This window comes from Variovorax sp. Varisp41, from assembly GCF_047325085.1.
In the GTDB taxonomy this organism is placed as follows: domain Bacteria; phylum Pseudomonadota; class Gammaproteobacteria; order Burkholderiales; family Burkholderiaceae_C; genus Variovorax.
Window position 1 is genome coordinate 548,052 of sequence record NZ_CP168540.1, and the last position, 19,955, is coordinate 568,006.

22 protein-coding genes and 1 riboswitch are annotated in these 19,955 nt (G+C 70.0%); of the genes, 10 read left to right on the forward strand and 12 right to left on the reverse strand.

Going from position 1 to position 19,955, the window contains the following annotated elements:
• Positions 1-44: 44 nt before the first annotated feature.
• The 4 genes from ACEN9J_RS02365 to ACEN9J_RS02380 all read right to left on the reverse strand — a co-directional run bounded on the left by ACEN9J_RS02365 (position 45) and on the right by ACEN9J_RS02380 (position 3,341).
• Complete coding sequence (locus ACEN9J_RS02365; RefSeq protein WP_413763189.1) at positions 45-971, reverse strand: LysR substrate-binding domain-containing protein; 927 nt, start codon at positions 969-971, stop codon at positions 45-47.
• Positions 972-978: 7 nt separating this feature from the next.
• On the reverse strand, positions 979-1,857 hold the full coding sequence (locus tag ACEN9J_RS02370) for a bile acid:sodium symporter family protein (protein WP_413763190.1): 879 nt from the start codon (positions 1,855-1,857) through the stop codon (positions 979-981).
• Positions 1,858-1,956: 99 nt separating this feature from the next.
• Positions 1,957-2,724, reverse strand: coding sequence for a class II aldolase/adducin family protein (locus ACEN9J_RS02375; RefSeq protein WP_057597476.1), 768 nt, complete (start codon positions 2,722-2,724; stop codon positions 1,957-1,959).
• A gap of 26 nt (positions 2,725-2,750) precedes the next feature.
• Entirely contained in the window at positions 2,751-3,341 is a 591-nt protein-coding gene (locus ACEN9J_RS02380; RefSeq protein WP_413763191.1) for an HD domain-containing protein, read from the reverse strand.
• A gap of 174 nt (positions 3,342-3,515) precedes the next feature.
• Here ACEN9J_RS02380 and ACEN9J_RS02385 point away from each other — a divergent pair, with 174 nt between their 5' ends.
• Positions 3,516-4,235, forward strand: a complete 720-nt coding sequence (locus tag ACEN9J_RS02385) for a Crp/Fnr family transcriptional regulator (protein ID WP_057597478.1) — start codon at positions 3,516-3,518, stop codon at positions 4,233-4,235.
• A gap of 99 nt (positions 4,236-4,334) precedes the next feature.
• Entirely contained in the window at positions 4,335-5,021 is a 687-nt protein-coding gene (locus ACEN9J_RS02390; protein ID WP_413763192.1) for an alpha/beta hydrolase, read from the forward strand.
• A gap of 9 nt (positions 5,022-5,030) precedes the next feature.
• On the opposite strand, the gene ACEN9J_RS02395 is transcribed toward ACEN9J_RS02390, so the two are convergent.
• Both ACEN9J_RS02395 and ACEN9J_RS02400 read right to left on the reverse strand, forming a co-directional pair.
• Entirely contained in the window at positions 5,031-6,536 is a 1,506-nt protein-coding gene (locus ACEN9J_RS02395) for an MFS transporter (RefSeq protein ID WP_413763193.1), read from the reverse strand.
• Between the two features lie 3 nt (positions 6,537-6,539).
• Positions 6,540-7,091 carry a GNAT family N-acetyltransferase gene (locus tag ACEN9J_RS02400; protein ID WP_261207207.1) on the reverse strand — a complete coding sequence of 184 codons (552 nt, stop codon included), beginning with the start codon at positions 7,089-7,091 and terminating at the stop codon, positions 6,540-6,542.
• A 125-nt stretch (positions 7,092-7,216) separates the two neighbouring features.
• Here ACEN9J_RS02400 and ACEN9J_RS02405 point away from each other — a divergent pair, with 125 nt between their 5' ends.
• Positions 7,217-8,095, forward strand: a complete 879-nt coding sequence (locus tag ACEN9J_RS02405) for a LysR family transcriptional regulator (protein WP_057598144.1) — start codon at positions 7,217-7,219, stop codon at positions 8,093-8,095.
• A 12-nt stretch (positions 8,096-8,107) separates the two neighbouring features.
• Here the strand turns inward: ACEN9J_RS02405 and ACEN9J_RS02410 are convergent, their stop codons facing one another.
• The gene (locus tag ACEN9J_RS02410; RefSeq protein WP_413763194.1) at positions 8,108-9,364 is read right to left on the reverse strand and encodes a voltage-gated chloride channel family protein; all 1,257 of its coding nucleotides are present in this window, start codon (positions 9,362-9,364) and stop codon (positions 8,108-8,110) included.
• 78 nt (positions 9,365-9,442) lie between these two features.
• A riboswitch (Fluoride riboswitch) is annotated at positions 9,443-9,512 on the reverse strand.
• A 292-nt stretch (positions 9,513-9,804) separates the two neighbouring features.
• On the opposite strand from ACEN9J_RS02410, the gene ACEN9J_RS02415 reads away from it, so the two are divergent.
• From ACEN9J_RS02415 to ACEN9J_RS02435, 5 genes are all read left to right on the forward strand, one after another.
• A complete protein-coding gene (locus ACEN9J_RS02415; RefSeq protein WP_413763195.1) occupies positions 9,805-11,133 on the forward strand; it encodes an MFS transporter in 1,329 nt (442 codons plus the stop codon).
• Between the two features lie 10 nt (positions 11,134-11,143).
• On the forward strand, positions 11,144-11,470 hold the full coding sequence (locus ACEN9J_RS02420) for a ferredoxin family protein (protein ID WP_093344382.1): 327 nt from the start codon (positions 11,144-11,146) through the stop codon (positions 11,468-11,470).
• Between the two features lie 37 nt (positions 11,471-11,507).
• On the forward strand, positions 11,508-12,119 hold the full coding sequence (locus ACEN9J_RS02425; RefSeq protein WP_413763196.1) for a DJ-1/PfpI family protein: 612 nt from the start codon (positions 11,508-11,510) through the stop codon (positions 12,117-12,119).
• 118 nt (positions 12,120-12,237) lie between these two features.
• Positions 12,238-12,642 (forward strand): cupin domain-containing protein, encoded by a 405-nt coding sequence (locus tag ACEN9J_RS02430; RefSeq protein ID WP_057597523.1) that lies wholly within the window; start codon positions 12,238-12,240, stop codon positions 12,640-12,642.
• Between the two features lie 139 nt (positions 12,643-12,781).
• A complete protein-coding gene (locus ACEN9J_RS02435; RefSeq protein WP_057597524.1) occupies positions 12,782-13,393 on the forward strand; it encodes a helix-turn-helix domain-containing protein in 612 nt (203 codons plus the stop codon).
• A 4-nt stretch (positions 13,394-13,397) separates the two neighbouring features.
• Here the strand turns inward: ACEN9J_RS02435 and ACEN9J_RS02440 are convergent, their stop codons facing one another.
• Positions 13,398-14,564 (reverse strand): ABC transporter substrate-binding protein, encoded by a 1,167-nt coding sequence (locus tag ACEN9J_RS02440; protein WP_057597525.1) that lies wholly within the window; start codon positions 14,562-14,564, stop codon positions 13,398-13,400.
• 83 nt (positions 14,565-14,647) lie between these two features.
• Between ACEN9J_RS02440 and ACEN9J_RS02445 the strand changes: the two genes are divergently transcribed.
• Complete coding sequence (locus ACEN9J_RS02445; protein WP_413763197.1) at positions 14,648-15,127, forward strand: energy transducer TonB; 480 nt, start codon at positions 14,648-14,650, stop codon at positions 15,125-15,127.
• Positions 15,128-15,139: 12 nt separating this feature from the next.
• On the opposite strand, the gene trmB is transcribed toward ACEN9J_RS02445, so the two are convergent.
• The 4 genes from trmB to ACEN9J_RS02465 form a co-directional block, all read right to left on the reverse strand.
• The gene (trmB, locus tag ACEN9J_RS02450) at positions 15,140-15,880 is read right to left on the reverse strand and encodes a tRNA (guanosine(46)-N7)-methyltransferase TrmB (RefSeq protein ID WP_261207227.1); all 741 of its coding nucleotides are present in this window, start codon (positions 15,878-15,880) and stop codon (positions 15,140-15,142) included.
• Positions 15,877-16,791 carry a tRNA glutamyl-Q(34) synthetase GluQRS gene (gene gluQRS, locus ACEN9J_RS02455; protein WP_413763198.1) on the reverse strand — a complete coding sequence of 305 codons (915 nt, stop codon included), beginning with the start codon at positions 16,789-16,791 and terminating at the stop codon, positions 15,877-15,879. Before gluQRS ends, trmB begins: the two co-directional genes overlap by 4 nt.
• Positions 16,792-16,831: 40 nt before the next feature.
• A complete protein-coding gene (locus ACEN9J_RS02460) occupies positions 16,832-17,830 on the reverse strand; it encodes an NAD(P)/FAD-dependent oxidoreductase (protein ID WP_057598143.1) in 999 nt (332 codons plus the stop codon).
• Positions 17,831-18,053: 223 nt separating this feature from the next.
• Positions 18,054-19,007, reverse strand: coding sequence for a LysR family transcriptional regulator (locus tag ACEN9J_RS02465; RefSeq protein WP_057596748.1), 954 nt, complete (start codon positions 19,005-19,007; stop codon positions 18,054-18,056).
• A gap of 161 nt (positions 19,008-19,168) precedes the next feature.
• Here ACEN9J_RS02465 and ACEN9J_RS02470 point away from each other — a divergent pair, with 161 nt between their 5' ends.
• A complete protein-coding gene (locus tag ACEN9J_RS02470; RefSeq protein WP_413763199.1) occupies positions 19,169-19,870 on the forward strand; it encodes a pirin family protein in 702 nt (233 codons plus the stop codon).
• Positions 19,871-19,955: the final 85 nt, after the last annotated feature.

The window sequence follows — 19,955 nt, forward strand, 5'->3', positions numbered from 1 at the left end:
GCAGCGCGGCCTTCACGCGAAAGGCCGAAAGCGGCAATGGGTGTTCAGTTTTCGAGAAGACTCGCGCCGGTCCAGCGGCCGTCGCGAACGAGGCTGCGCGCGGTGTCGGCCACCACCACGCGCGTGGCCAGCGCGGCCGGCGAGAGCTCGTCGTCCGACAGGCTCACGAGCAGGTTGCGCCGGCCCACGTGGGCATCGGCGATCTGCGTGAGCTCGAGGTCGTCGCGGTCGTGGCGCGCGGTGGCGGCGCCGGGCTGCACGGTGGCGCCGTAGCCGGCGCGCACCGCGTCCATCAGCAGTGCGAGGCCGTCGACCTCGGCCACGATGTTCGGCTGCACGCGCGCGCGCAGGAAGGCCGCCATCAGCGTGGCGCGCAGGCCGTGGCTGCCGCTCGGCAGGATCAGCGGCACCTCGGCCAGCTGCGAGAGCCGCACCTTGGTGCCCATGGGGCGCCTGGCGAGCGTGGGCGAGGCCACGACGAAGAGCTTCTCGGCCAGCAGCGGCGCGACGCTCCAGCGCCGCGGCGTGTCGGTCTGGAACAGCACGGCCAGGTCGAGCTGGCGCGCATGCAGCATGGTCGTGAGATGGCCCGACAGCGCCTCGACCATGTGCAGCCGCACCTCGGGATAGCGCTCCTGCATGGCGCGCATCAGCGGCACGCCGAGCACGGTGGCGGTGGTGGGCGCGAGGCCCACGCTGACGTGGCCCGACAGCCGCGCCTGCTGCGCCGCGCGCACCGCGTCGTCGGCATGGCGCAGCGTGAGCTGGGCCTGCTGCAGGAAGGCCAGGCCGGCATCGGTGGGCGTGACGCCCGTGGAACTGCGCTGCAGCAGGCGGGTGGCGAGCTCGCTCTCGAGCCGGCTGATTTGCTGGCTCAGCGCCGAGGTGACCACGCCGAGCTCGACCGCCGCGCGGCCCATGCTGCGTAGTTCGCAGACCTTGACGAAGTAGCGCAGTTGCCTCAGTTCCATGCGCGCATCATCGCGCAGGCGCCACTTCGGGCGCGCGGCGGCGCAGCAGCAACCATCCGAACAGCGGGGCGGTGACGTACATCGCCACCGAGTACACCGCGGCCGGCAGCGCGAGCTGGAAGCTGCCGAGCACGCTGACCGCGACGAAGATCGCCAAGGTGGAGTTGTGGATGCCGATCTCGTAGCTGATGGCGGTGGCCAGCGGCTTCTCGAGGCCCGCGGCGCGGCTCAGGTAGTAGCCCGCGAGCAGGCTCAGCACGTTGAACAGCACCACCGGCAGGCCGATCTCGGCGAAGGTGGCGGCCATGGTCTTCCACTCGTTCGCGATCGCCAGCACCGTGACCACCGCGAGCACCACGCCGCTGAAGATCTTGGTCGGCTTCTCCATGCGCGCCGCGAAGCCGGGCCGGCGCGAGGCCACGAACATGCCGATGGCCACCGGGATCAGCACGATGGCGATCACCTCGACCAGCTTGCGCGTCTGCAGCGGCACCACCTGGCCGCTCTGCGCGAAATGGTTGATGGCCCAGTTGGCGATCAGCGGCAGCGTGACGATCGACAGCAGCGTGTTGACGGCCGTGAGCGAGATGTTCATCGCCACGTTGCCGCCGAACAGGTGCGAGAACAGGTTGGCCGAGATGCCGCCGGGCGAGGCCGCGAGCAGCATGAGCCCGATCGCGAACACCGGCGAGAGCCCGAAGCCCACGATGATCGCGTAGCAGGCCAGCGGCAAGCCGATGACCTGCAGCACCAGCGCGATGGTCACGGCCTTCGGATGCCGGAACAGGCGCCGGAAGTCGTCGAGCGAGAGCGACAGCCCGAGCCCGAACATCACGAGCGCGAGCGCGCCGAACAGGAAGCGGGTCACGATGAGCGTGGCGTCCATGGGTCTTGTCTCCTCATTCGTTCTTCTGGATCTAAAAAAATGGCTGCCGGCCCCCGTCGCGCGGGTGCTGGCAGCCTGGGAAACCGGGGTCGACGCGTCTTATTGTTTGTAGCTGTCGTCGATGCGGTCGAGCTTGCGGATCAGCGAGGGCCAGACGAACATGCCGCCGAGGCCGCCGCTTTGCACCTTCATGGCCTGGCCCACGCCTTCGATGATCTGCGGGTTCACGTGCGTGAGTTCGCTGCCGCCCGACTGGGCCGCGATCTGGATCTGGCAGGTGTTCTCGAAGGTGTACATCGAAAGGAACGCATCGGCAATGGTCTTGCCGCAGGTCAGGAGGCCGTGGTTGCGCAGCATCAGGAAGTTGGCGTGGCCCATGTCGGCCTGCAGCCGCGGCTTCTCGTCATCGCGGAAGGCCACGCCCTCGTAGTCGTGGTAGGCCAGCGAGGCCAGCACGAAGGTCGACTGCTGGCTGATCGGCAGCACGCCGTTCTTCTGCGCGCTGACCGCGATGCCGGCCTTGGTGTGCGTGTGCAGCACGCACTGGATGTCCTCGCGCGCGGCATGCACGGCGCTGTGGATCACGAAGCCGGCCGGGTTCACGGGGTAGGGCGAGTCGATGATCTTGTTGCACTGCTGGTCGACCTTGACCAGGCTCGAGGCCGTGATCTCGTCGAACATCAGGCCATAGGGATTGATCAGGAAGTGGTGCTCGGGGCCGGGCACGCGCGCGCTGATGTGGGTGAACACGAGGTCGCTCCAGCCGTACAGCGCCACCAGGCGGTAGCAGGCGGCGAGGTCGACGCGCAATTGCCATTCCTCGGCGGAGACGAGCTTCTGGACTTCGGATTGGGTGGTGGCGTTCATGGTGGGGGTCCTTTGGAGGTAGGGGGTCAGGCCGTGGCCGGCTCCTTCAGCGCCGACTTGTAGATGCTCTGCTTCGGCTGCGCCATCACGCGCCGCAGCATCGGCTCGAACTCGGCGATCGGCAGGGTCTCGGCCTTCGGGTCGAAGGCCGGGTTGTCGTAGAGCGCGCAGAACTCGGCCGTGCGCTCGTAGTGCGGGTGGCCCTTGAAGTTGTCGCGCATGTCGCGGTCCAGGCCGATGTGGTGGAAGAAGTAGTGGCCCTGGAAGATGCCGTGGTTCTGCACCATCCAATGGTTGGCCTCGCTCACGAAGGGCTTGAGGATCGCGGCGGCGATGTCGGGATGGTTGAAGCTGCCGAGCGTGTCGCCGATGTCGTGCAGCAGCGCGCACACCACGTACTCCTCGTCGCGGCCGTCGCGCAGCGCGCGCGTGGCGGTCTGCAGCGAGTGGGTGTAGCGGTCGACCGGAAAGCCGCCGTAGTCGCCCTCGAGGATCTGCAGGTGCTTGATCACGCGCTCCGGCAGGCCGCGCGTGAACTGCATGAATTCGCCGCCGATCAGCTGCCAGTCGTCGCGCGTGCTGTCCTGCATGGTCTTGAAGCTTGCCCGTGCATTCATCGTTGTCGTCTCCGGTGGGTCTCTCGTTCGTGGGTGAGGGCACTGTAGACCCGGGCTTGACGCTCAACTGTCAAGAATTTGACAATTGAGGCTGCTGGTAAACCCCGCCCGCGCCTGTCGCCGACTTGTCTCGCGCCATCGGCCTCCACCTCTTTCCGGCCACCGCCGCACCGCATGTCCGCTCCCGCCAAACCGCGCCTGTCCGCCGCCCATCGCGCGGCGATGGAGTCGAACCCCTGGTTCATGAGCATGCCGCGCGCGCAGCGCGAGAACCTGCTGGGCGCGGCCGAGCTGATCCACCTGCGGCGCGGCGCCATGGTGTTCCGCCAGGGCGATCCGGTGATCGCCGACGGCGGCTTCTTCGGGCTGGCCGCGGGCACCATCAAGATCTCGTCGCTGCGCCAGGACGGCCGCGAGGCGATCCTCGCGGTGCTCGAGCCCGGCAACTGGTTCGGCGAGATCACGCTGATCGACGGCTCGCCGCGCACCCACGACGCCACCGCGCTCGAGGCGCTCGACCTGCTGGTGATTTCGCCGCGGTCCTTCGGGCTGCTGATGCGCGACGTGCTGTTCGCCAACGCGATCGCCGCCATGCTGGCCGCGCGCGTGCGCATGCTCTACGGCCTGGCCGAGGACGCCACGCTGCGCAGCCTGCGCGCGCGTGTCGCGCACCGCCTGCTGGTGCTGGCGCGCGGCGATGCCACGCAGTCGCAGCACACGCGCCAGCGCGTGGCGCTGCCGCAGGAAGCGCTGGCGATGATGCTCGGCGTGACGCGCCAGACGCTGTCGAAGGAACTCAATGCGCTCGCGGGCGAGGGCGTGGTGGCGCTGGGCTATGGCCGCATCGAACTGCTGTCGCTCGAGGCGCTGCAGCGCATGGTCAGCACGGGCTGAACGGTTGTCACCGACGGGTCGATGGCGCGGCGTATAACGGCCTCCCGCCATGCCATGGGGGCCTGGCGTTCTTTCGTTCTACAGGGAAGGTTCCGAATCATGAGCAACATGCCGACAGTCGTTCTGGTCCATGGTTTCTGGGGTGGCGCCGCGCACTGGGCCAAGGTCATCGTCGAGCTTTCGCGCAAGGGCCATGTGGGCATCCGCGCGGTCGAGCTGCCGCTGACCTCGCTGGCCGATGACGCCGAGCGCACGCGCAGGATGGTGGCGCAGGTGCCGGGTCCGGTGCTGCTGGTGGGCCACTCCTATGGCGGCGCCGTCATCACGCAGGCGGGCGACCTGCCCAACGTGGTCGGGCTGGTCTACATCGCGGCCTTCGCGCCCGATGCGGGCGAGAGCCCCGGCGCCATCACCGAGCAGCATCCGCCGGTCGCGGTGCCCAACCTTGCGCCCGACAGCGACGGCTACCTGTGGGTCAAGCCCGAGAAGTTCCACGAGAGCTTCTGCCAGGACCTGAGCGCCGATGAGGGCCTGGTGATGGGCGTGACGCAGAAGGCGCCGCTGGCCAGTACCTTCGGCGACGCCATCACGGCGCCGGCCTGGAAGAACAAGCCCTCGTGGTACCAGATCTCGAGCGACGACCGCATGATCGCGCCGGCCAACCAGGAGCACATGTCGGCGCGCCTCGGCGCGCGCAAGGTCATCACGCTGGCCGCCAGCCACGCCTCGCTGGCGTCGAAGCCGGTGGAGGTGGCGGCGTTGATCGACGAGGCCGCGAGAGGCTGACGGTTCGACTCAGGCGCAGCGCGGTTTCGCGCTGCGCCAGCCGAGCACGGCCACCGAGCAGGCCGCCGCGACGACGATCGCCACGGCCACCGCCATCACCGCGAAGAAGGCCTGGTCGAAGGCCGTGTGAGCGAGCGCCACGAGCTGCGTGCCGGCCTGGGTGGGCAGCGTCTCGGCCGCGAGCAGGGCGCCATCGATGCCGTCGCGCGCCGAGGCCGGCACCGCCAGCGTGTCGGGAATGGCCAGCGTGGCCGTGTAGGTCGACGAGAGCACGCTGCCGAGCAGCGCGATGCCGAGCACGCCGCCCAGTTCGTACGACACCTCCTCGATCGACGCGGCCATGCCCGCGTGCTCGGCCGGCGCGTTGTTCATGATCGCGTTCGAGGCCGCCGTGATGGTCGCGCCCACGCCCAGGCCCAACAGCACCAGCACCGCGAGCTTGAATGCGCCCGTGGCATCGACGGCCAGCGCCAGCCCGCACAGCGAGAGCGCGGTGGCCAGCAGGCCGCCGAGGATCAGCGGGCGCGAACCGATGCGCGGCAGCAGCATGCCCGCGAGCGGGCCCGCCACGAAGGCGGCGAGCGGCACCGGCAGGATCGTCAGGCCCGCCTGCAGCGGCGTGAGGCCGCTCACCAGCTGCAGCCGCTGGCTGAACACCAGCTCGACGCCGATCAGCGCCACCGAGGCCACGATGGCCGCGATCACGCCGCCCGAGAAATAGGGGTCGCGGAACAGCCGGAAGTCGACCAGCGGGCTCGCGCTGCGACGCTGGCGGCGCGCGAACAGCGCCATGGCCAGCAGGCTCAGCGCGCCGCTGATGCCCATCGCGAGGCCCGAGGGCGCGGGCTTGGCGAATTCCTTGATCGCGAGCACCAGGCAGACCAGCGCCACGAACACCTGCACCGAGCCGAGGACGTCGAAGGGCTTCGGCTGCGCGGTGGCGCCCGCGCGCCGCCCCGGCAGCAGCCAGGCGCCGAGCACCAGCGCGAGCACGACCACCGGCACGTTGATGAGGAACACGGAGCCCCACCAGAAGTACTCGAGCAGCACGCCGCCGACCACCGGGCCGAACGCGGCGCCGCCCGAGGCGACCGAGGCCCAGACGCCGATGGCGACCGCGCGCTCGCGCTCGTCGGCGAAGGCGAGCCGGATGATGGCCAGCGTGGCCGGCATCATCATCGAGGCGCCCACGCCCAGCAGACCGCGCGCCGCGATCAGCGCCGCGGGGCTGCCGGCATAGGCGGCGCACAGCGAGGCCACGCCGAAGACGATCAGGCCCGCGAGGAACATGCGCTTGTAGCCCACGCGGTCGCCGAGCGCGCCCATGCCGAGCAGGAAGCCCGACACCACCACGGTGTAGGCGTTGACGATCCAGAGCTTCTCGGAAGAGGAGGCCGCGAGATCGTGCGTGAGCGTGGGCAGCGCCGTGTAGAGCACGGTCATGTCGACCACGATCAAGAGCAGCGCCATCGAGACGATCACCAGGGTGATCCATTGCCTGAACACGGTATTCATCGCTCAGGCCTCCAGTTCCTTGAGCATCGTGACCGAGACCGGCATGCAGCCGCGCGCCTCGAAGAAGCGGTGCGCGCCCTGGTTGCCGAGGCCGCTCTCGAGGAACAGGCGTGCGATGCCGCGCTGCCGCAGTTCGGCGCAGACCCAGTCGAACAGCTGGCCGCCGACGCCGGCCGACTGGAACGGCGCATCGACCACGAGGTCGTCGAGCGTGGCGAAGGCGCGCGCGGCGCGCCCGACCTCGTCGATGGACACCAGCGCGATCGCGGCCAGCGCATCGCCGGCATGCGCGGTGGCGATCAGCGAGGCGGCCGTGGCCGGCGGCAGCGCGAGCGTTTCGCGCAGTTCGGCGCGCAGCACTTCGGGCAGGTCGCGGCGCCATTCGCCGGGCGCGACGGCGCGCTCGCCCTGCAACTCGGAATGCGAGATGTAGCGCGGGCTCAGCTGGCGCATGAACAGCGCGGCGATGGCGGCTTCCTGCGCGGGGTCGTGGCACCAGTTCAGGTCGATGGGGGCGGTATGGATGCGGGGCATCGCGAGACGGGAGATCGGCATACGAACGGACTTCTCTTTTCAGGGACGGGGCGAGGTCGCCTCGCCTGGACTGCCGATCTTGCTTCAATAGAATGGATGAATAAAGATAAAACCCATCTGATAAATAGATAGAAAGAGGCAGGCCCATGGAATGGACCGTCGACCAGTTGCGCCAGTTCGTCACCACCGCCGACTGCGGCTCGTTCTCGGCGGCCGCGCGCCGGCTCGGCAAGGCCCAGTCGGCCGTGAGCACGGCCATCGGCCTGCTCGAGGCCGACCTCGGCGTGGCGCTGTTCGATCGCTCGCGGCGCAATGCGCAGCTGTCCGAGGCGGGGCAGGTGCTGCTGCTCGAGGCGCGCGAGCTGCTGCGCCAGGCCGAGCAGCTCGACCAGCGCGCGCGTTCGCTGCACGACGGCAGCGAGGCCGCGCTCTCGATGGCCTTCGACGAGGCGCTGCCGTACACCGCCATCGCCACGCTGTTGCGAGAGATCTCGGTGAAGTACCCGAGCCTCGAACTCACGTTGCTCAACGGCACCGCCACCGAGGTGGCCGATTACGTGGAGCAGGAGCGCGCGAGCGTGGCCTTCCATTTCGACCGTGGCCCGGCGCGCGCCTGCTTCGAGCTGCGCCGCATCGGCAGCGTGCCGCAGGGCGTGTTCGTGGCGGTCGACCATCCGCTGGCCGACGGCCGCACCGTGCGGCGCAAGGACCTGGTCGGGCACCGGCAACTGCTGATGCATGCGGACGACGTGCACGAGGTGGCCTACAGCCCGCGCGTCTGGCGCTCCGACAGCTTCTACAGCACGGCCGAGATGGTGGCCGACAAGCTCGGATGGGCCGTGCTGCCCGTCAACATCGCGCACTACGAGGGCTACCGCCAGGCCCTCAAGGAACTGCCGTGCCCCGCGCTCGCGCTGCCGCGGCTGTCGGTGCGCATGCTGTGGCTGCAGGGGCGGCCGCTGGGCGCCACCGCGCTCTACGTGCAGCAGCGCTTCGCGGAGCTGCTGCTCGACAGCACGGCCTGAACCGTCCGGCGCTCAGGCGCGCCTGCCGTCCTCCGCGGCGCGCCCGTGGTGCTTGCGGTGCCCGATGCGCTGCGCGCGGTAGATGCCCGTGTGCCCCGAGAACAGGTAGGCGGTGACGCAGCCGATCGCGGCCAGGGGGCCGATGTCGGCGCCGAACAGTTCCATCGCCATCAGGGTGGTGGCGATCGGGGTGTTCGCGGCCCCCGCGAAGACGGCGACGAAGCCGATGCCGGCCAGCAGCGCGAAGGGCATGTGCAGCAGCGGCGCCAGCGCGTTGCCCAGGGTCGCGCCGATGTAGAACAGCGGCGTGACCTCGCCGCCCTTGAAGCCCGTGCCCAGCGAGGCGACGGTGAAGACCAGCTTGGCGAGGAAATCCCAGGGCTGCATGGGCGCCTGGAACGAGCGGACGATGTCGGGGATGCCCAGGCCGATGTAGCGGTGGGCATCGAGCGCCCACACCGCCGTGGCGATGACCACGCCGCCCGCGAAGGGACGCAGCGGTGGGTAGGCGATCAGGCGCTTGACCAGCGCGCCCAGCGCATGGGCCGCGGTGGCGAACAGCATGCCGACCAGGCCGAACACGATGCCCGCGAGGACCACGGCGAGCACGCGCCAGGCGTCGATGGCGCCCACCGCACCGATCGCATAGTGGGTGTGGTGGATGCCCCAGGCGGTGCAGACCCGGTCGGCCACGAAGGCCGCGACGATGCAGGGAAAGAGCGCGTCGTAGCGCATGCGGCCGATGGCCAGCACCTCGAGGCCGAAGATGGCCCCGGCCAGCGGCGTGCCGAAGACCGACGCGAAGCCCGCGGCGATCCCGCTCATCAGCAGCACGCGGCGGTCGTCGCGCTGCAGGCGGAACACGTGCGTGAGCTGATCGGCCAGCGCGCCGCCCATCTGCACGGCCGTGCCCTCGCGGCCGACCGAGGCGCCGAACAGGTGCGAGACCACGGTGCCGCCCAGCACCAGCGGCACCATGCGCAGCGGCACCACCTGGCGAGGGTCGTGGATCTCCTCGATCAGCAGGTTGTTGCCGGCGTCCACCTGCTTGCCGAGCCGGTGATAGACCCAGCCCACGGCCATGCCGGCGACGGGCAGCAGCCAGACGATCCAGCGATGGGCCTCGCGCCAGGCCGTGGCCAGGTCGAGGGCGTGCAGGAAGAAGGCCGAGGCGGTGCCGGCCAGGGCGGCCACGAGCGTGGCGAGCAGCAGCCATCGGCCGATGAAGGGCAGCAGTTGCAGCGGTTCGAAGTTGGAAAGTTTGCGCATGGTTCAGGGGCTCGGATCGATCGGCCTGACCAGCGGGGGATGCATGCACGCGAGCGCCTACAGCCCTGACGAGGTCAGGTGTCTGTAGGCGTCATCAGCCGCACGGAGGTGCGGCGGTTCGAAGAGGTACGCCATCTCTTGGGCCTGGATTCTAAGAGGGCGGTCTCCGGCGCCGTCCCGTGGCATGGCTCTTGCGAAGAAGTAGCCCGATGGGAAACTTATTCACCAAAACTGGGCAACTCTCGATACGGGATTTACCCCTGGAGCGGCGGATATTTCATCTCAGGGAAAGCGATATGTTTCCCATTGGGAAACAAAACTAATCTTCGCGCAGCTTCCAACGCCCGTGCACGAAAACGGGCAACCCGTGCCGCCGCCGCCCTCGAGGCGGGCGGTCCCCGCCAGCAGAGCCATCAACCTCGCATCGGAGAGCCACCACCATGAATCACCCCGCAAACCCCGCGCTGGCCCAGGAGGGACGGTCGGCCAAGACCGACAGCTCCGAAGTCAGCCGTGTCGTGTTCGCCAGCTCGGTCGGAACCATCATCGAGTGGTACGACTTCCTGATCTACGGCACCGCCGCCGCGCTGGTCTTCAACAAGATCTTCTTTCCCGCCGACGACCCGCTGATGGGCACGCTGGCCGCGCTGGGCAGCGCGGCCGTGGGCTTCTTCGCGCGGCCCTTCGGCGGCGCGGTGTTCGGCTACTTTGGCGACCGGCTGGGCCGCAAGTCGATGCTGCTGCTGACGCTTGCGATCATGGGACTCGGCACCTTCGCCATCGGCCTGCTGCCGACCTACCAGCAGATCGGCATCTGGGCGCCGATCCTCCTGATCGTGCTGCGCATCGTGCAGGGCATCGGCCTGGGCGGCGAGTGGGGCGGGGCGGCGCTGATGGTGCTCGAGCATGCGCCGAAGCGCCGGCGCGGGCTGTGCGGCAGCCTGGTGCAGGTCGGTTTCCCGATCGGCCTGATCCTGTCGGCGGGCGTCTATTCGATGGTGTCGACCCTGCCCGAGGAGGACTTCATGGCCTGGGGCTGGCGCGTGCCCTTCCTGCTGAGCGTGGTGCTGGTGGCGCTCGGTGCCTTCATCCGCACGCGGGTGTCGGAGTCGCCGGTGTTCCTCGAGATGAAGGCCAAGAAGGAGATCGCGCGCAATCCCTTCGCCGAAGCGGTGTTCCGCGATCCGAAGAACTTCCTGATCGCGGTCGGCCTGAAGATCTGCGAAGTCTCGTGGGTCTACATGCTCACGGTGTTCATGGTGGTCTACGCGACCAAGAACCTGGGCCTGCCCAAGGAGATGCTGCTCAACGCGATCATGGTCGCGGCGGCGATCGAGGTGGTGACGATTCCGCTGTTCGGCTGGCTGTCGGACATCGTCGGGCGCCGCCCGTTCTACTTCGCGGGCACGCTCTTCACCATCGTCTTCGCGTTCCCGCTGTTCTGGCTGGTCGACACGCGCGATCCGTGGATCATCATCGCCGCGACCGCGGTGGCGCTGAGCTTCGGCCACGGCCTCATGTTCGGCCCGCAGGCCACCTACTTCCCCGAGCTCTTCGGTGCGCGCGTGCGCTACACCGGCGCCTCGTTCGGCTTCCAGGTGTCGGCCGCGCTCGGCGGCGGACTGGCGCCGATCCTCGCCACCCTGCTGGTGGGCAAGCTCGGCGGCACCGCGGGCGTGTCGATCATGCTGATCGGCCTGGCCTGCGTGACGCTGGTGGCGGCCTTCTTCGCGCACGAGACGCGCGACGAATCGGTGCGCAACTTCTGAGCGCGGCCGCATGACCTTCGTCGTGACCGAAGCCTGCATCGCATGCCGCTATGGCGAGTGCGTGTCGGTGTGCCCGCAGAACGCCTTCCACGAAGGACCGAACTTCGTGGTCATCGATCCGCGCGCCTGCGCCAACTGCGGCCTGTGCGAGATGGTGTGCCCGGTGCAGGCGATCCATCCCGCGGCCGACCTCGCGCCCGACCAGCGCGACTGGATCGCGCTCAATGCGCGGCTCGCGGCGCAGTGGCCGGTGGCGGCCGACACCCGGCCGCTGGCCGATGCCGACGCGCATGCCTTCGACACCGCCAAGCGCGAGCGCCTGATCCTCGAACCATGACCCCCACGCCTTTTTCATTCAGAACGGAGACCCGCGCATGCACATGACCTTCCTGCTCTACGAGGGCATCGAGCCCGTGGACCTCGCCGCCATCGGCGTGGTCTCGATGGCGCGGCGCGTGATCCCCGAGCTCGGCTACCAGACCGTGTCCTTCGACCGCGCGCCGGTCACGCTCGCCAACGGCCTGCAGGTGCTGCCGAACAAGAGCTTCGAGGAGGTGCGCGAGGTCGACGTGCTGCTGGTGCCCGGCGGGCCCGGCTGGCGCGCCGCCTCGCAGGATGCACGCGTGCTCGAGTTCGTGCGCCGCGTGGCGCCCGAAGCGCTGGTCTGCTCGGTCTGCACCGGCGCGATGATCCTGGCCGAGGCCGGCGTGCTCGACGGCCTGCGCGCGACCACCAAGTTCGAGGTGGTGCCACCCGAGACCTCGCCGCTCGATGAGCTGCGGCAACGCTATCCGGCGATCCGCACCGAGCCCGCGCTCGTGGTCGACAACGGCCGCGTGGTCACTGGCGGCGGCGTCACGCTGTGCATCGACGCCGTGCTGTACCTGATCGAGAAACGCTTCGGCCCCGCACCCGCGGCCGAGGTGGCCCGGATCATGGAATACGGCGCCGCGCGCGAGGCCAACCGGCTGCGCTTCGCCGCCTGATCTGTCCCATGATTTCAAAAGTTGTCCAATGGGAAACTTTGATCTAGAATCGAATCCACCCGCTGCGGCGATGTCCCCCGTCCCCCACCCATCCATTCATTCACAGGAGTCAAACACCATGTCCGCCGTCTTCAAGGAACGCCTCTCCGGCAAGCTGCAACCCACCATCGGTGGTTCCGTCTACGTCGATCCCGCCACGCTCGAATGGCGGCCCTCGCAGTTTCCGAAGATCCAGATGAAGGTGCTCTACCGCAACGACGCATCGGGCGAGATGACGGTGCTGCTCAAGTGGGAACCCGGCGCGGTGCTGCCGTTCCACAAGCATCCCGAGATCGAGCAGAGCTGGGTGCTCGAGGGTTCGTTCTCGGACCACGACGGCATCTGCCGCGCGGGCCAGTTCGTCTGGCGCCAGCCGGGCTCGCTGCACGAGACGCGCTCGGACGAGGGCTGCACCATCCTCGCGATCTATCGCAAGCCCAATGTGTTCTTCAACGCAGCGGGTTTCGAAGCCGACAAGAACTGAGTTCTTCTCGCGCGGTGCCGGCCATCCGGGCAACCGGGTGTGCCGGCAGGTAAACCGGTTCCGTTAAATTCGGAGCATGGTTGCTTCAAAGAAAACCGCCCGCGCGCCCAGGCGCGCGGCGGCCCCCGCCGCTCCAGCCGTGGCAGCGGCCCCCGCCGAGGTGCCGGCCCATGTGGACCTCGGCGTGCGCCTCAAGCAGCGGCGCCTCGAGGCGGGCCTCACGCTCGCGGCGCTGGCCGAGCAGGCCGGCTTCGGCAAGGCCTACCTCTCGCGCATCGAGAGCGGCCAGAAGGTGCCGCCGATCGGCTCGCTGGCGCGCATCGCGAGCGTGCTGGGCATCGAGGCCGCGAGCCTGCTCACCGACAACGCGCATGCGCAGCAGAGCTGGCGCGGCGTGAGCCTGGTGCGGCATGCCGACAAGCGCCCGACCGTGATGGGCGGCAGCGCCTTCGGCTACGACTACTTCGCGCTGACCGACGCCACCACCGACCGCGCGCTGCAGCCCTTCCTGTTCACCTTCCCCGACAAGGTCGACAAGTTCGTGTTCTTCGAGCACGAGGGCGAGGAGATGATGCACGTGCTCACGGGCCGCGTGGAGTGGCAGGTCGGGGGCGACAAGTTCATCCTCGAACCCGGCGACACGCTGCATTTCGACGCGCGCATCCCGCACCGCGGGCATGCGCTCGCGGGGCCGGCCACGGCGCTGGTGGTGATCTATTCGCCCGTGGGCTACCACCCGAACCTGGCCTGAAGCTTCAGCGCAGCACGCGGCCGTCCGAAGAGATGCTGATCAGGTCGATGCTGCGCACGTTGTCGCGCAGGCCCGGGCGCAGGTTGATGCGGAAGCCGCCGACGTCGTAGTCGGTCATCGCGCCCATCACGCGCTGCAGGCTCTGCGGCGTGAAGCCGCGGCCCGCGCGGCGCACCGCCTCGCCCACGGTCTTGGCGGCGATGAAGCCCTCGAGGCCTTCGTACGAAGGCGCCTGGTCGGAGTTGTCGACCGCGGCACGGTACTCCTTGACGATCGGGATCGCCGAAGGCCGCGGCGAGGGAACGACCTGCGAGATCACGATGCCGCCGATGTCCTTGCCGAGCTCGGCGTAGAGCGGGTCGATGCCCACGATCGAGAAGGCCATGAAGCTGCCGGTGTAGCCGCTCTTGCGCAGCGCGCGGATGGCATTGGCCGTGGTGCCAGAGAGCGACACCAGCACGATGGCCTGCGGCGAGGGCTTCTGCACGGCCTTGAGCGCCTCCTCGAGCGGCTTGCCGCCACCCGCGGGCACCAGCGCGGTGGCGACCAGCGGCGGCAGCTTGAGTTCGCTCACGGCCTGCTGCACCGCCGCGAGGCCGGCATGGCCCATCGCGTCGTCGTCGCCCACCAGCGCGATGCGGGTCTGCCCCACGGTGGCGCACTGGCGCACGATCTTCAGCGCCTCGTCGATCATGCCGGGGCGCACATGGAACACGTTGGGATGCGCGGGGCCGCGCAGGGTGTCCGAGGCCGCGAAGGGCGCGAACAGCAGGCTGCCCTGCTGGGTGGCGACCTCGGCGCCGGCATTGCTGCTGGCGGTGCCGACGAAGCCGAACAGCATGTCGGCCTTGTCGCGCGACAGCAGGGTGCGGGCGTTGGCCGCCGCGCGGGCGGCGTCGTAGCCGTCGTCGAGCTGCAGCAGCTTGAGCTGCAGGCCGCTGGCGGCATTGCGCTCGTTGAAGTCGCTCACCGCGAGCCGGCTGCCGGCCGCGAAGGCCAGGCCGATCTCGCCGGCCGTGCCGGTCAGCGGCACCGACTGGCCGAGCAGCACCACGCGGGCGCCGGCGGGCGCGGCCGCGCGGGTGGCCTGCGCGAACGCGCGGGGCAGGGCCGTGCCCAGGGTCAGCAGGGCGCCGGTCTTCATCAGCCACTGTCTGCGTGCGTCGTTCATCGGACACCTTTTGCTAAAAATAGTAAAAAAGTGTAGCAATTTGGATGCCCGACGGGAAGTTTTGCCCATGCAGAATCGCCCGCATGAACAAGATCGCTGTGCTGGCACTGGGATGTGCCGTGTTGGCCGGTTGCACCGACCTGGCCCGGAACAGGGCGCCGGAGGCACCGGAGGCCGGCTTCTCGCAGGGCGGGACCGGGACGCCGGCGCTGGAGATCGCCGCGCCCCCCACGATCGCGCCCGCGCCCGCGCCGATGGCCGATCCCACACCGGCGCGGCGGCCAGCGCCGGTGTCCGACGCGCGCGTGCTGCAGCGCTCGATCCCGCCCTATCCCTCGCAACTGGCCGAGCAGGGCGTGGCGGGCACGGTGGTCGCGGCCTTCGACGTCGACCCCGAGGGGCGCGCCGATCGCATCCGGATCCTCAGCTCGCCGCATCCGCTGCTGTCGCAGGCGGTGACGAAGTCGCTCCAGGCCTGGCGTTTCGAGCCGGCGCGCGACGCGAACGGCCAGGGCCTGCGCAGCGCGATGCGGTTGCCGTTCCGCTTCGTCGTCGAAGACTGACGCAGGGCGCGCTCAGGCGCGTTCGAACACCAGGTCCCAGACCCCGTGGCCCAGCTTGAGGCCGCGGTTCTCGAACTTGGTCAGCGGCCGGTAGTCGGGCTTGGGCGCGTAGTCGGCGGCGGTGTTGCGCAGCAGCGGCTCGGCCGACAGCACCTCGAGCATCTGCTCGGCATAGGGCTGCCAGTCGGTGGCGCAATGGATGTAGCCGCCGGGGCGCAGGTGCTGCGCGAGCTTGGTCACGAACTCGGCCTGGATCAGCCGGCGCTTGTTGTGGCGCTTCTTGTGCCAGGGATCGGGAAAGAACACGTGCACGCCGGCCAGCGTGGCGGGCTGCAGCATGTGGTCGAGCACCTCGACGGCATCGTGCGCGCAGATGCGGATGTTCGGGATGCTCTGCTCGCCGATGCGCTTGAGCAGCGCGCCCACGCCGGGCTCGTGCACCTCGCAGCAGAGGAAGTCGGTGTCGGGCCGCACGGTCGCGATGTGGGCCGTGGCCTCGCCCATGCCGAAGCCGATCTCGAGCACGGTCGGCGCCTCGCGGCCGAAGGCGGCGGCCAGGTCCAGCGTCTGCTCGCGGTAGGGCAGCAGGAACAGCGGGCCCAGCTCGGCGAAGGCGCGCGCCTGGCCGTCGGTGGTGCGGCCGCCGCGCTTCACGAAGCTCTTGAGGCGGCGGTGCAGCGGATGGGGCGTAGTGCTGTCGCCTGCGTCGTCGGCGGGCGGAAGGTCGTGGGACACGGTATCGGGAAAGGTCATTGCGGCCGCGAATTGTAGAGAGCGCGCCATGCGGGCACCCAGCCGGCCAGCGCCTCGGCGCAGGAAGCGCCCGCGGCCGGGCCCAGGCCGAGCACGCGTGCCGCCGCCTCGAGCGCGGCGCGCGCGGCCTCGGGGGTGGCGGTGTCGAAGGCCGCCGCGCCGTTCTGCTTCGAGAGCTTGTGGCCGTCGGCGCCGCGCACCAGCGGCGTGTGCAGGTAGCGCGGCGTCGGCAGCCCGAGCGCGCGCTGCAGCAGGATCTGGCGCGCGGTGTTGTCGGCCAGGTCCTCGCCGCGCACCACGTCGCTCACGCCCTGGTCGGCATCGTCGACCACCACCGCGAGCTGATAGGCCCAGGGGCCGTCGGCGCGGCGCAGCACGAAGTCGCCGACCTCGCGGGCGACGTCCTGGCCTTGCGCGCCGAGGCGGCGATCGGTCCAGTGGAGTTCGCCCGGCGCCGCGGCCTCGAACTTCTGCGTGGCGAAGCGCCAGGCGCGCGCGGGCTTGCCACGCAGGCCGTCGCGGCAGGTGCCGGGGTAGACGCGCTCGCCATGGCGCTCGTGCTGCCGGCCGAGCCGCGCGAGCGCTTCGTCGATGTCCTTGCGCGAGCAGCCGCAGGGGTAGGCGAGGCCGCGTTCGCGCAGGCGAGCCAGCGCAGCCTCGTAGCGCGCGGTGCGCGCGGTCTGCCACACGGGCTCTTCGTCGGGGATCAGCGCGCAGTCGGCAAGCTGGCGCAGGATGCGCTCGCCCATGCCCGGCAGGCAGCGCTCGGTGTCGGCGTCCTCGATGCGCACCAGCCAGCGCGCCCGCGGGCCTTGCGCGCGCACGTCGAGCCAGCTCGCGAGCGCGGCGACCAGCGAGCCCGCATGCAGCGGGCCGGTGGGCGAGGGAGCGAAGCGGCCGACGGGAGGCATGGAAAACGGCAGGGGGCCGCGGCCGGCCCCGGAACGCGAACTACAGCGCCGCGAGCGCGAGCGACAGGCCCGAGACGAAGGCGTCCTCGACGCGGTGGCCGATGCACCAGTCGCCGGCCACGCCGATGCGCGCCTTGGCGTCCCACAGGTGGCTCTGGCCCACCGGCACCTGGGTCTGGGCCTCGGCCCAGCACAGCGCCTGCGCATGGGCCGGCGTGGCATGGATGCCGGTGATCTCGGAGAAGGCGCGCAGCAGCTTGGCCTCGATGCGCGGCGCGTCGTCGCGCAGGTGTTCCTGCGACCAGGTGGCGCTGGCCTGCAGGGTCCAGCGCTCGATGCGTTCGCGGCCGGGCTTGGACGATTCGCGCGCCAGCCAGGCCACGCGGTGGTGCGTGCTGCGCGCGGCGTTCCATTGCGGGCCCAGGTGCGACATGGTCGGCTGGTTGGCCTGCGGGAAGGCGATCATCAGCGTCCAGCACGGCGCGATGCGCACTGGCTCGACCGCGCGGCTGATGCTGCGGGACAGCTTGCCGTCCTCGAGCAGCGCGCGGGCGCGCGAGGGCGGCACCGCGAGCAGCACCGCGTCGAAGCCCGAATACACGCGCTGCGAATCGCCGGCACCGGCGGTGCGCAGCTGCCAGCGCGCGGCATCGAGCGCGTCGGGCTCGATGCGCGTGACCTGCGTGCCGGTGACCAGGCTGTCGCCCAGCGGCCGCGCCCATTGCGCCACCAGCGAGTCCATGCCGGGCTGGGCCACCCAGTGCGATTCGAGCGAGGGCAGCGCGGCCTCGGCCACGCGGCCGTGGGCATCGAGCACGCGCACGAGGTTGGCGCTCCAGCGCCGGCACAGGCCGGGCACGGTTTCGAGTGCCTGCGCGAAGCGCGCGTCGCGCACGGTGAAGTACTGCGCGCCGCTGTCGAAGCGGCCGAAGGCGGTGTCGACGCTGGCCATGCGGCCGCCCGCCCCGTCGCCGCGCTCGAACAGCGTGACGCGGTGGCCGGCCTGCACCAGCGTGCGCGCGCAGGCCACGCCGGCCAGGCGGGCCCCGACGACGGCGTAGTGGCGCGGCGCGGCGGGGGGTGCGGTATCGGGGGAGGGGCCGGGGTTCGGTGGCGGTCTGCCTTGGCGCGAGGACGAGTGGTCATGCTGGACCCTTTTCTTGTGACGAGGTGAAGACGGTGGATGCTGCGCCGACTCTAACCCGGTCTGCGCGCGTGCCGCAGCCACCCTGGGGCAAACGACGATGCGCGTCCCGCGGGCATCAACGACCGCGGTGCCGTTCGAGCAGCGCGCGCCGCGTGCCCTCGTGCTCGAACTGGGCGAGCCACCACTCGAGCGCGCGCCCGGGCTTGCCGGCCGCGCGCACGCGCCAGGCGCAGTGCATGCTGCCCAGCGGCGGCTGGCGCTCGGTGCGGCGCTCGACCAGGTGGCCGGCCTCGATGTAGGGCCGTGCCATCGGCTCGGGCAGGAAGCCGCCGCCCAGGCCGTGCAGCTGCGCCGCGAGCTTGGCCTGCATGGTCGGCACGGTCAGCACGTCCTGTCCGCCGACCAGGTTGACCGTCATGCCGGGACTGCTGCGCGCCGAGTCGGCCGCGGCCACCGCGCGGTACTGGCGCAGCACGGCGTCGCTCAGCGGTTCTTCGAGCCGCGCCAGCGGATGGTGCGGCGCCACCGCGTAGATGAAGCGCAGCTCGCCCAGCGGCAGGCTGCGCAGGCCGGTGGCGGTGAACGCCAGGCTGGCGGCATCGAGCACCGCGCCGATCGCGAGGTCGGCCTCGCCGCTGGTCAGCGCCTCGATGGTGCCCAGCAGGGTCTCGTCGCGCAGCTTCAGGCGGGTCGGCGGCTCGAGCGCGAAGAAGGCGGTGGCGAGGTCGAGCAGCGGATCGCGCGCGATCACGCTGTCGACCGCGATCGTGAGCATCGGCTCCCAGCCGGTGGCCACGCGCTTCACGCGGTTGGCCACGGCGTCGATCTCGCCGAGCAGTCGCGCCGCCTCGCGCAGCAGCTCGGCGCCGGCCTCGGTCAATTTCGCCTGCCGCGCGCTGCGGTCGAACAAGAGCACGTCGAGCGCATCCTCGATCTGGCGCACGCGGTAGCTCAGCGCGCTGGGCACGAGGTCGAGCGCGCGCGCCGCGGCGGCGAAGCTGCCGGTGTGGGCCACGGTCTGCAGCATGGCGAGCGCATCGGGGGTCAGCACGTCGCGGGGGCTGGGCATGGTCGCGGCTCCATTGATCAAAAAATTTGAATGATGCCATCAAAGCGCGGCGCTTTTCCCTCGGGGGCGCGGGCCTAAAGTTCTTCCCATCCGCTGCGCATCCGGCGCGGCATACGAAGAAGGCCGATGATCCCCACGGGACCGGCCCAAGGAGTCCGACGATGTTGCAAGTCCGTAAATCCCAGGAACGCGGTTATGCCGACCACGGCTGGCTGCGCTCGTTCCACAGCTTTTCCTTCGCCAACTACTACGACCCGGCCCACATGGGCTTCGGCAACCTGCGCGTGATCAACGAGGACCGCGTGGCCGCCGGTGCCGGCTTCGGCACCCATGGCCACAAGGACATGGAGATCATCAGCTACGTGCTCTCGGGCGAGCTGGCGCACAAGGACAGCATGGGCAACGTGGAATCGATCCCGCCCGGCGACGTGCAGCGCATGAGTGCCGGCCGCGGCGTGATGCACAGCGAGTTCAACCACAAGGCCGACGAGACCACGCACTTCGTGCAGATCTGGATCCAGCCCAACGTGCGCGGCATCGAGCCCGGCTACGAGCAGAAGAAGTTCGATGCCGCCGAGAAGCGCGGCAAGCTGCGCCTGGTGGCCTCGCCCGACGGCGCCGACGGCTCGGTCACGATGCATGCCGACGCGCGCCTGTTCGCGGGTCTGCTCGACGGCGACGAGAGCGCGAGCCTCGCGCTCGATCCGAAGCGCAAGGGCTACGTGCACCTGGTGCGCGGCGAGCTCGAGGTCAATGGCCAGAAGCTCGCGGGCGGCGACGCCGCGCTGCTCGAAGGCGAATCGCGGCTGACGCTGGCCGGCGGCAAGGATGCCGAGGTGCTGGTGTTCGACCTCGCCGCCTGATGTGTTCCCGGGCCGGGCGAGGGCCCGGCCTTTTTTCGCGACCCGTTCCCTTCATTCCATTCAACACAACCGAGGAGTTCGAACC

What these genes read in the sequence shown, in the direction of transcription:
- ACEN9J_RS02430 (WP_057597523.1), top strand. Translation starts at nt 12,238, where the DNA reads ATGTCCGCCGTCTTCAAGGAACGCCTCTCCGGCAAGCTGCAACCCACC.
- ACEN9J_RS02420 (WP_093344382.1), top strand. Translation starts at nt 11,144, where the DNA reads ATGACCTTCGTCGTGACCGAAGCCTGCATCGCATGCCGCTATGGCGAG.
- ACEN9J_RS02465 (WP_057596748.1), bottom strand. Translation starts at nt 19,007, where the DNA reads ATGCCCAGCCCCCGCGACGTGCTGACCCCCGATGCGCTCGCCATGCTG.
- trmB (WP_261207227.1), bottom strand. Translation starts at nt 15,880, where the DNA reads ATGACCTTTCCCGATACCGTGTCCCACGACCTTCCGCCCGCCGACGAC.
- ACEN9J_RS02370 (WP_413763190.1), bottom strand. Translation starts at nt 1,857, where the DNA reads ATGGACGCCACGCTCATCGTGACCCGCTTCCTGTTCGGCGCGCTCGCG.
- ACEN9J_RS02445 (WP_413763197.1), top strand. Translation starts at nt 14,648, where the DNA reads ATGAACAAGATCGCTGTGCTGGCACTGGGATGTGCCGTGTTGGCCGGT.
- ACEN9J_RS02380 (WP_413763191.1), bottom strand. Translation starts at nt 3,341, where the DNA reads ATGAATGCACGGGCAAGCTTCAAGACCATGCAGGACAGCACGCGCGAC.
- ACEN9J_RS02405 (WP_057598144.1), top strand. Translation starts at nt 7,217, where the DNA reads ATGGAATGGACCGTCGACCAGTTGCGCCAGTTCGTCACCACCGCCGAC.
- ACEN9J_RS02415 (WP_413763195.1), top strand. Translation starts at nt 9,805, where the DNA reads ATGAATCACCCCGCAAACCCCGCGCTGGCCCAGGAGGGACGGTCGGCC.
- ACEN9J_RS02385 (WP_057597478.1), top strand. Translation starts at nt 3,516, where the DNA reads ATGTCCGCTCCCGCCAAACCGCGCCTGTCCGCCGCCCATCGCGCGGCG.
- ACEN9J_RS02425 (WP_413763196.1), top strand. Translation starts at nt 11,508, where the DNA reads ATGCACATGACCTTCCTGCTCTACGAGGGCATCGAGCCCGTGGACCTC.
- ACEN9J_RS02375 (WP_057597476.1), bottom strand. Translation starts at nt 2,724, where the DNA reads ATGAACGCCACCACCCAATCCGAAGTCCAGAAGCTCGTCTCCGCCGAG.
- ACEN9J_RS02365 (WP_413763189.1), bottom strand. Translation starts at nt 971, where the DNA reads ATGGAACTGAGGCAACTGCGCTACTTCGTCAAGGTCTGCGAACTACGC.
- gluQRS (WP_413763198.1), bottom strand. Translation starts at nt 16,791, where the DNA reads ATGCCTCCCGTCGGCCGCTTCGCTCCCTCGCCCACCGGCCCGCTGCAT.
- ACEN9J_RS02390 (WP_413763192.1), top strand. Translation starts at nt 4,335, where the DNA reads ATGAGCAACATGCCGACAGTCGTTCTGGTCCATGGTTTCTGGGGTGGC.
- ACEN9J_RS02395 (WP_413763193.1), bottom strand. Translation starts at nt 6,536, where the DNA reads ATGAATACCGTGTTCAGGCAATGGATCACCCTGGTGATCGTCTCGATG.
- ACEN9J_RS02440 (WP_057597525.1), bottom strand. Translation starts at nt 14,564, where the DNA reads ATGAACGACGCACGCAGACAGTGGCTGATGAAGACCGGCGCCCTGCTG.
- ACEN9J_RS02470 (WP_413763199.1), top strand. Translation starts at nt 19,169, where the DNA reads ATGTTGCAAGTCCGTAAATCCCAGGAACGCGGTTATGCCGACCACGGC.
- ACEN9J_RS02410 (WP_413763194.1), bottom strand. Translation starts at nt 9,364, where the DNA reads ATGCGCAAACTTTCCAACTTCGAACCGCTGCAACTGCTGCCCTTCATC.
- ACEN9J_RS02400 (WP_261207207.1), bottom strand. Translation starts at nt 7,091, where the DNA reads ATGCCGATCTCCCGTCTCGCGATGCCCCGCATCCATACCGCCCCCATC.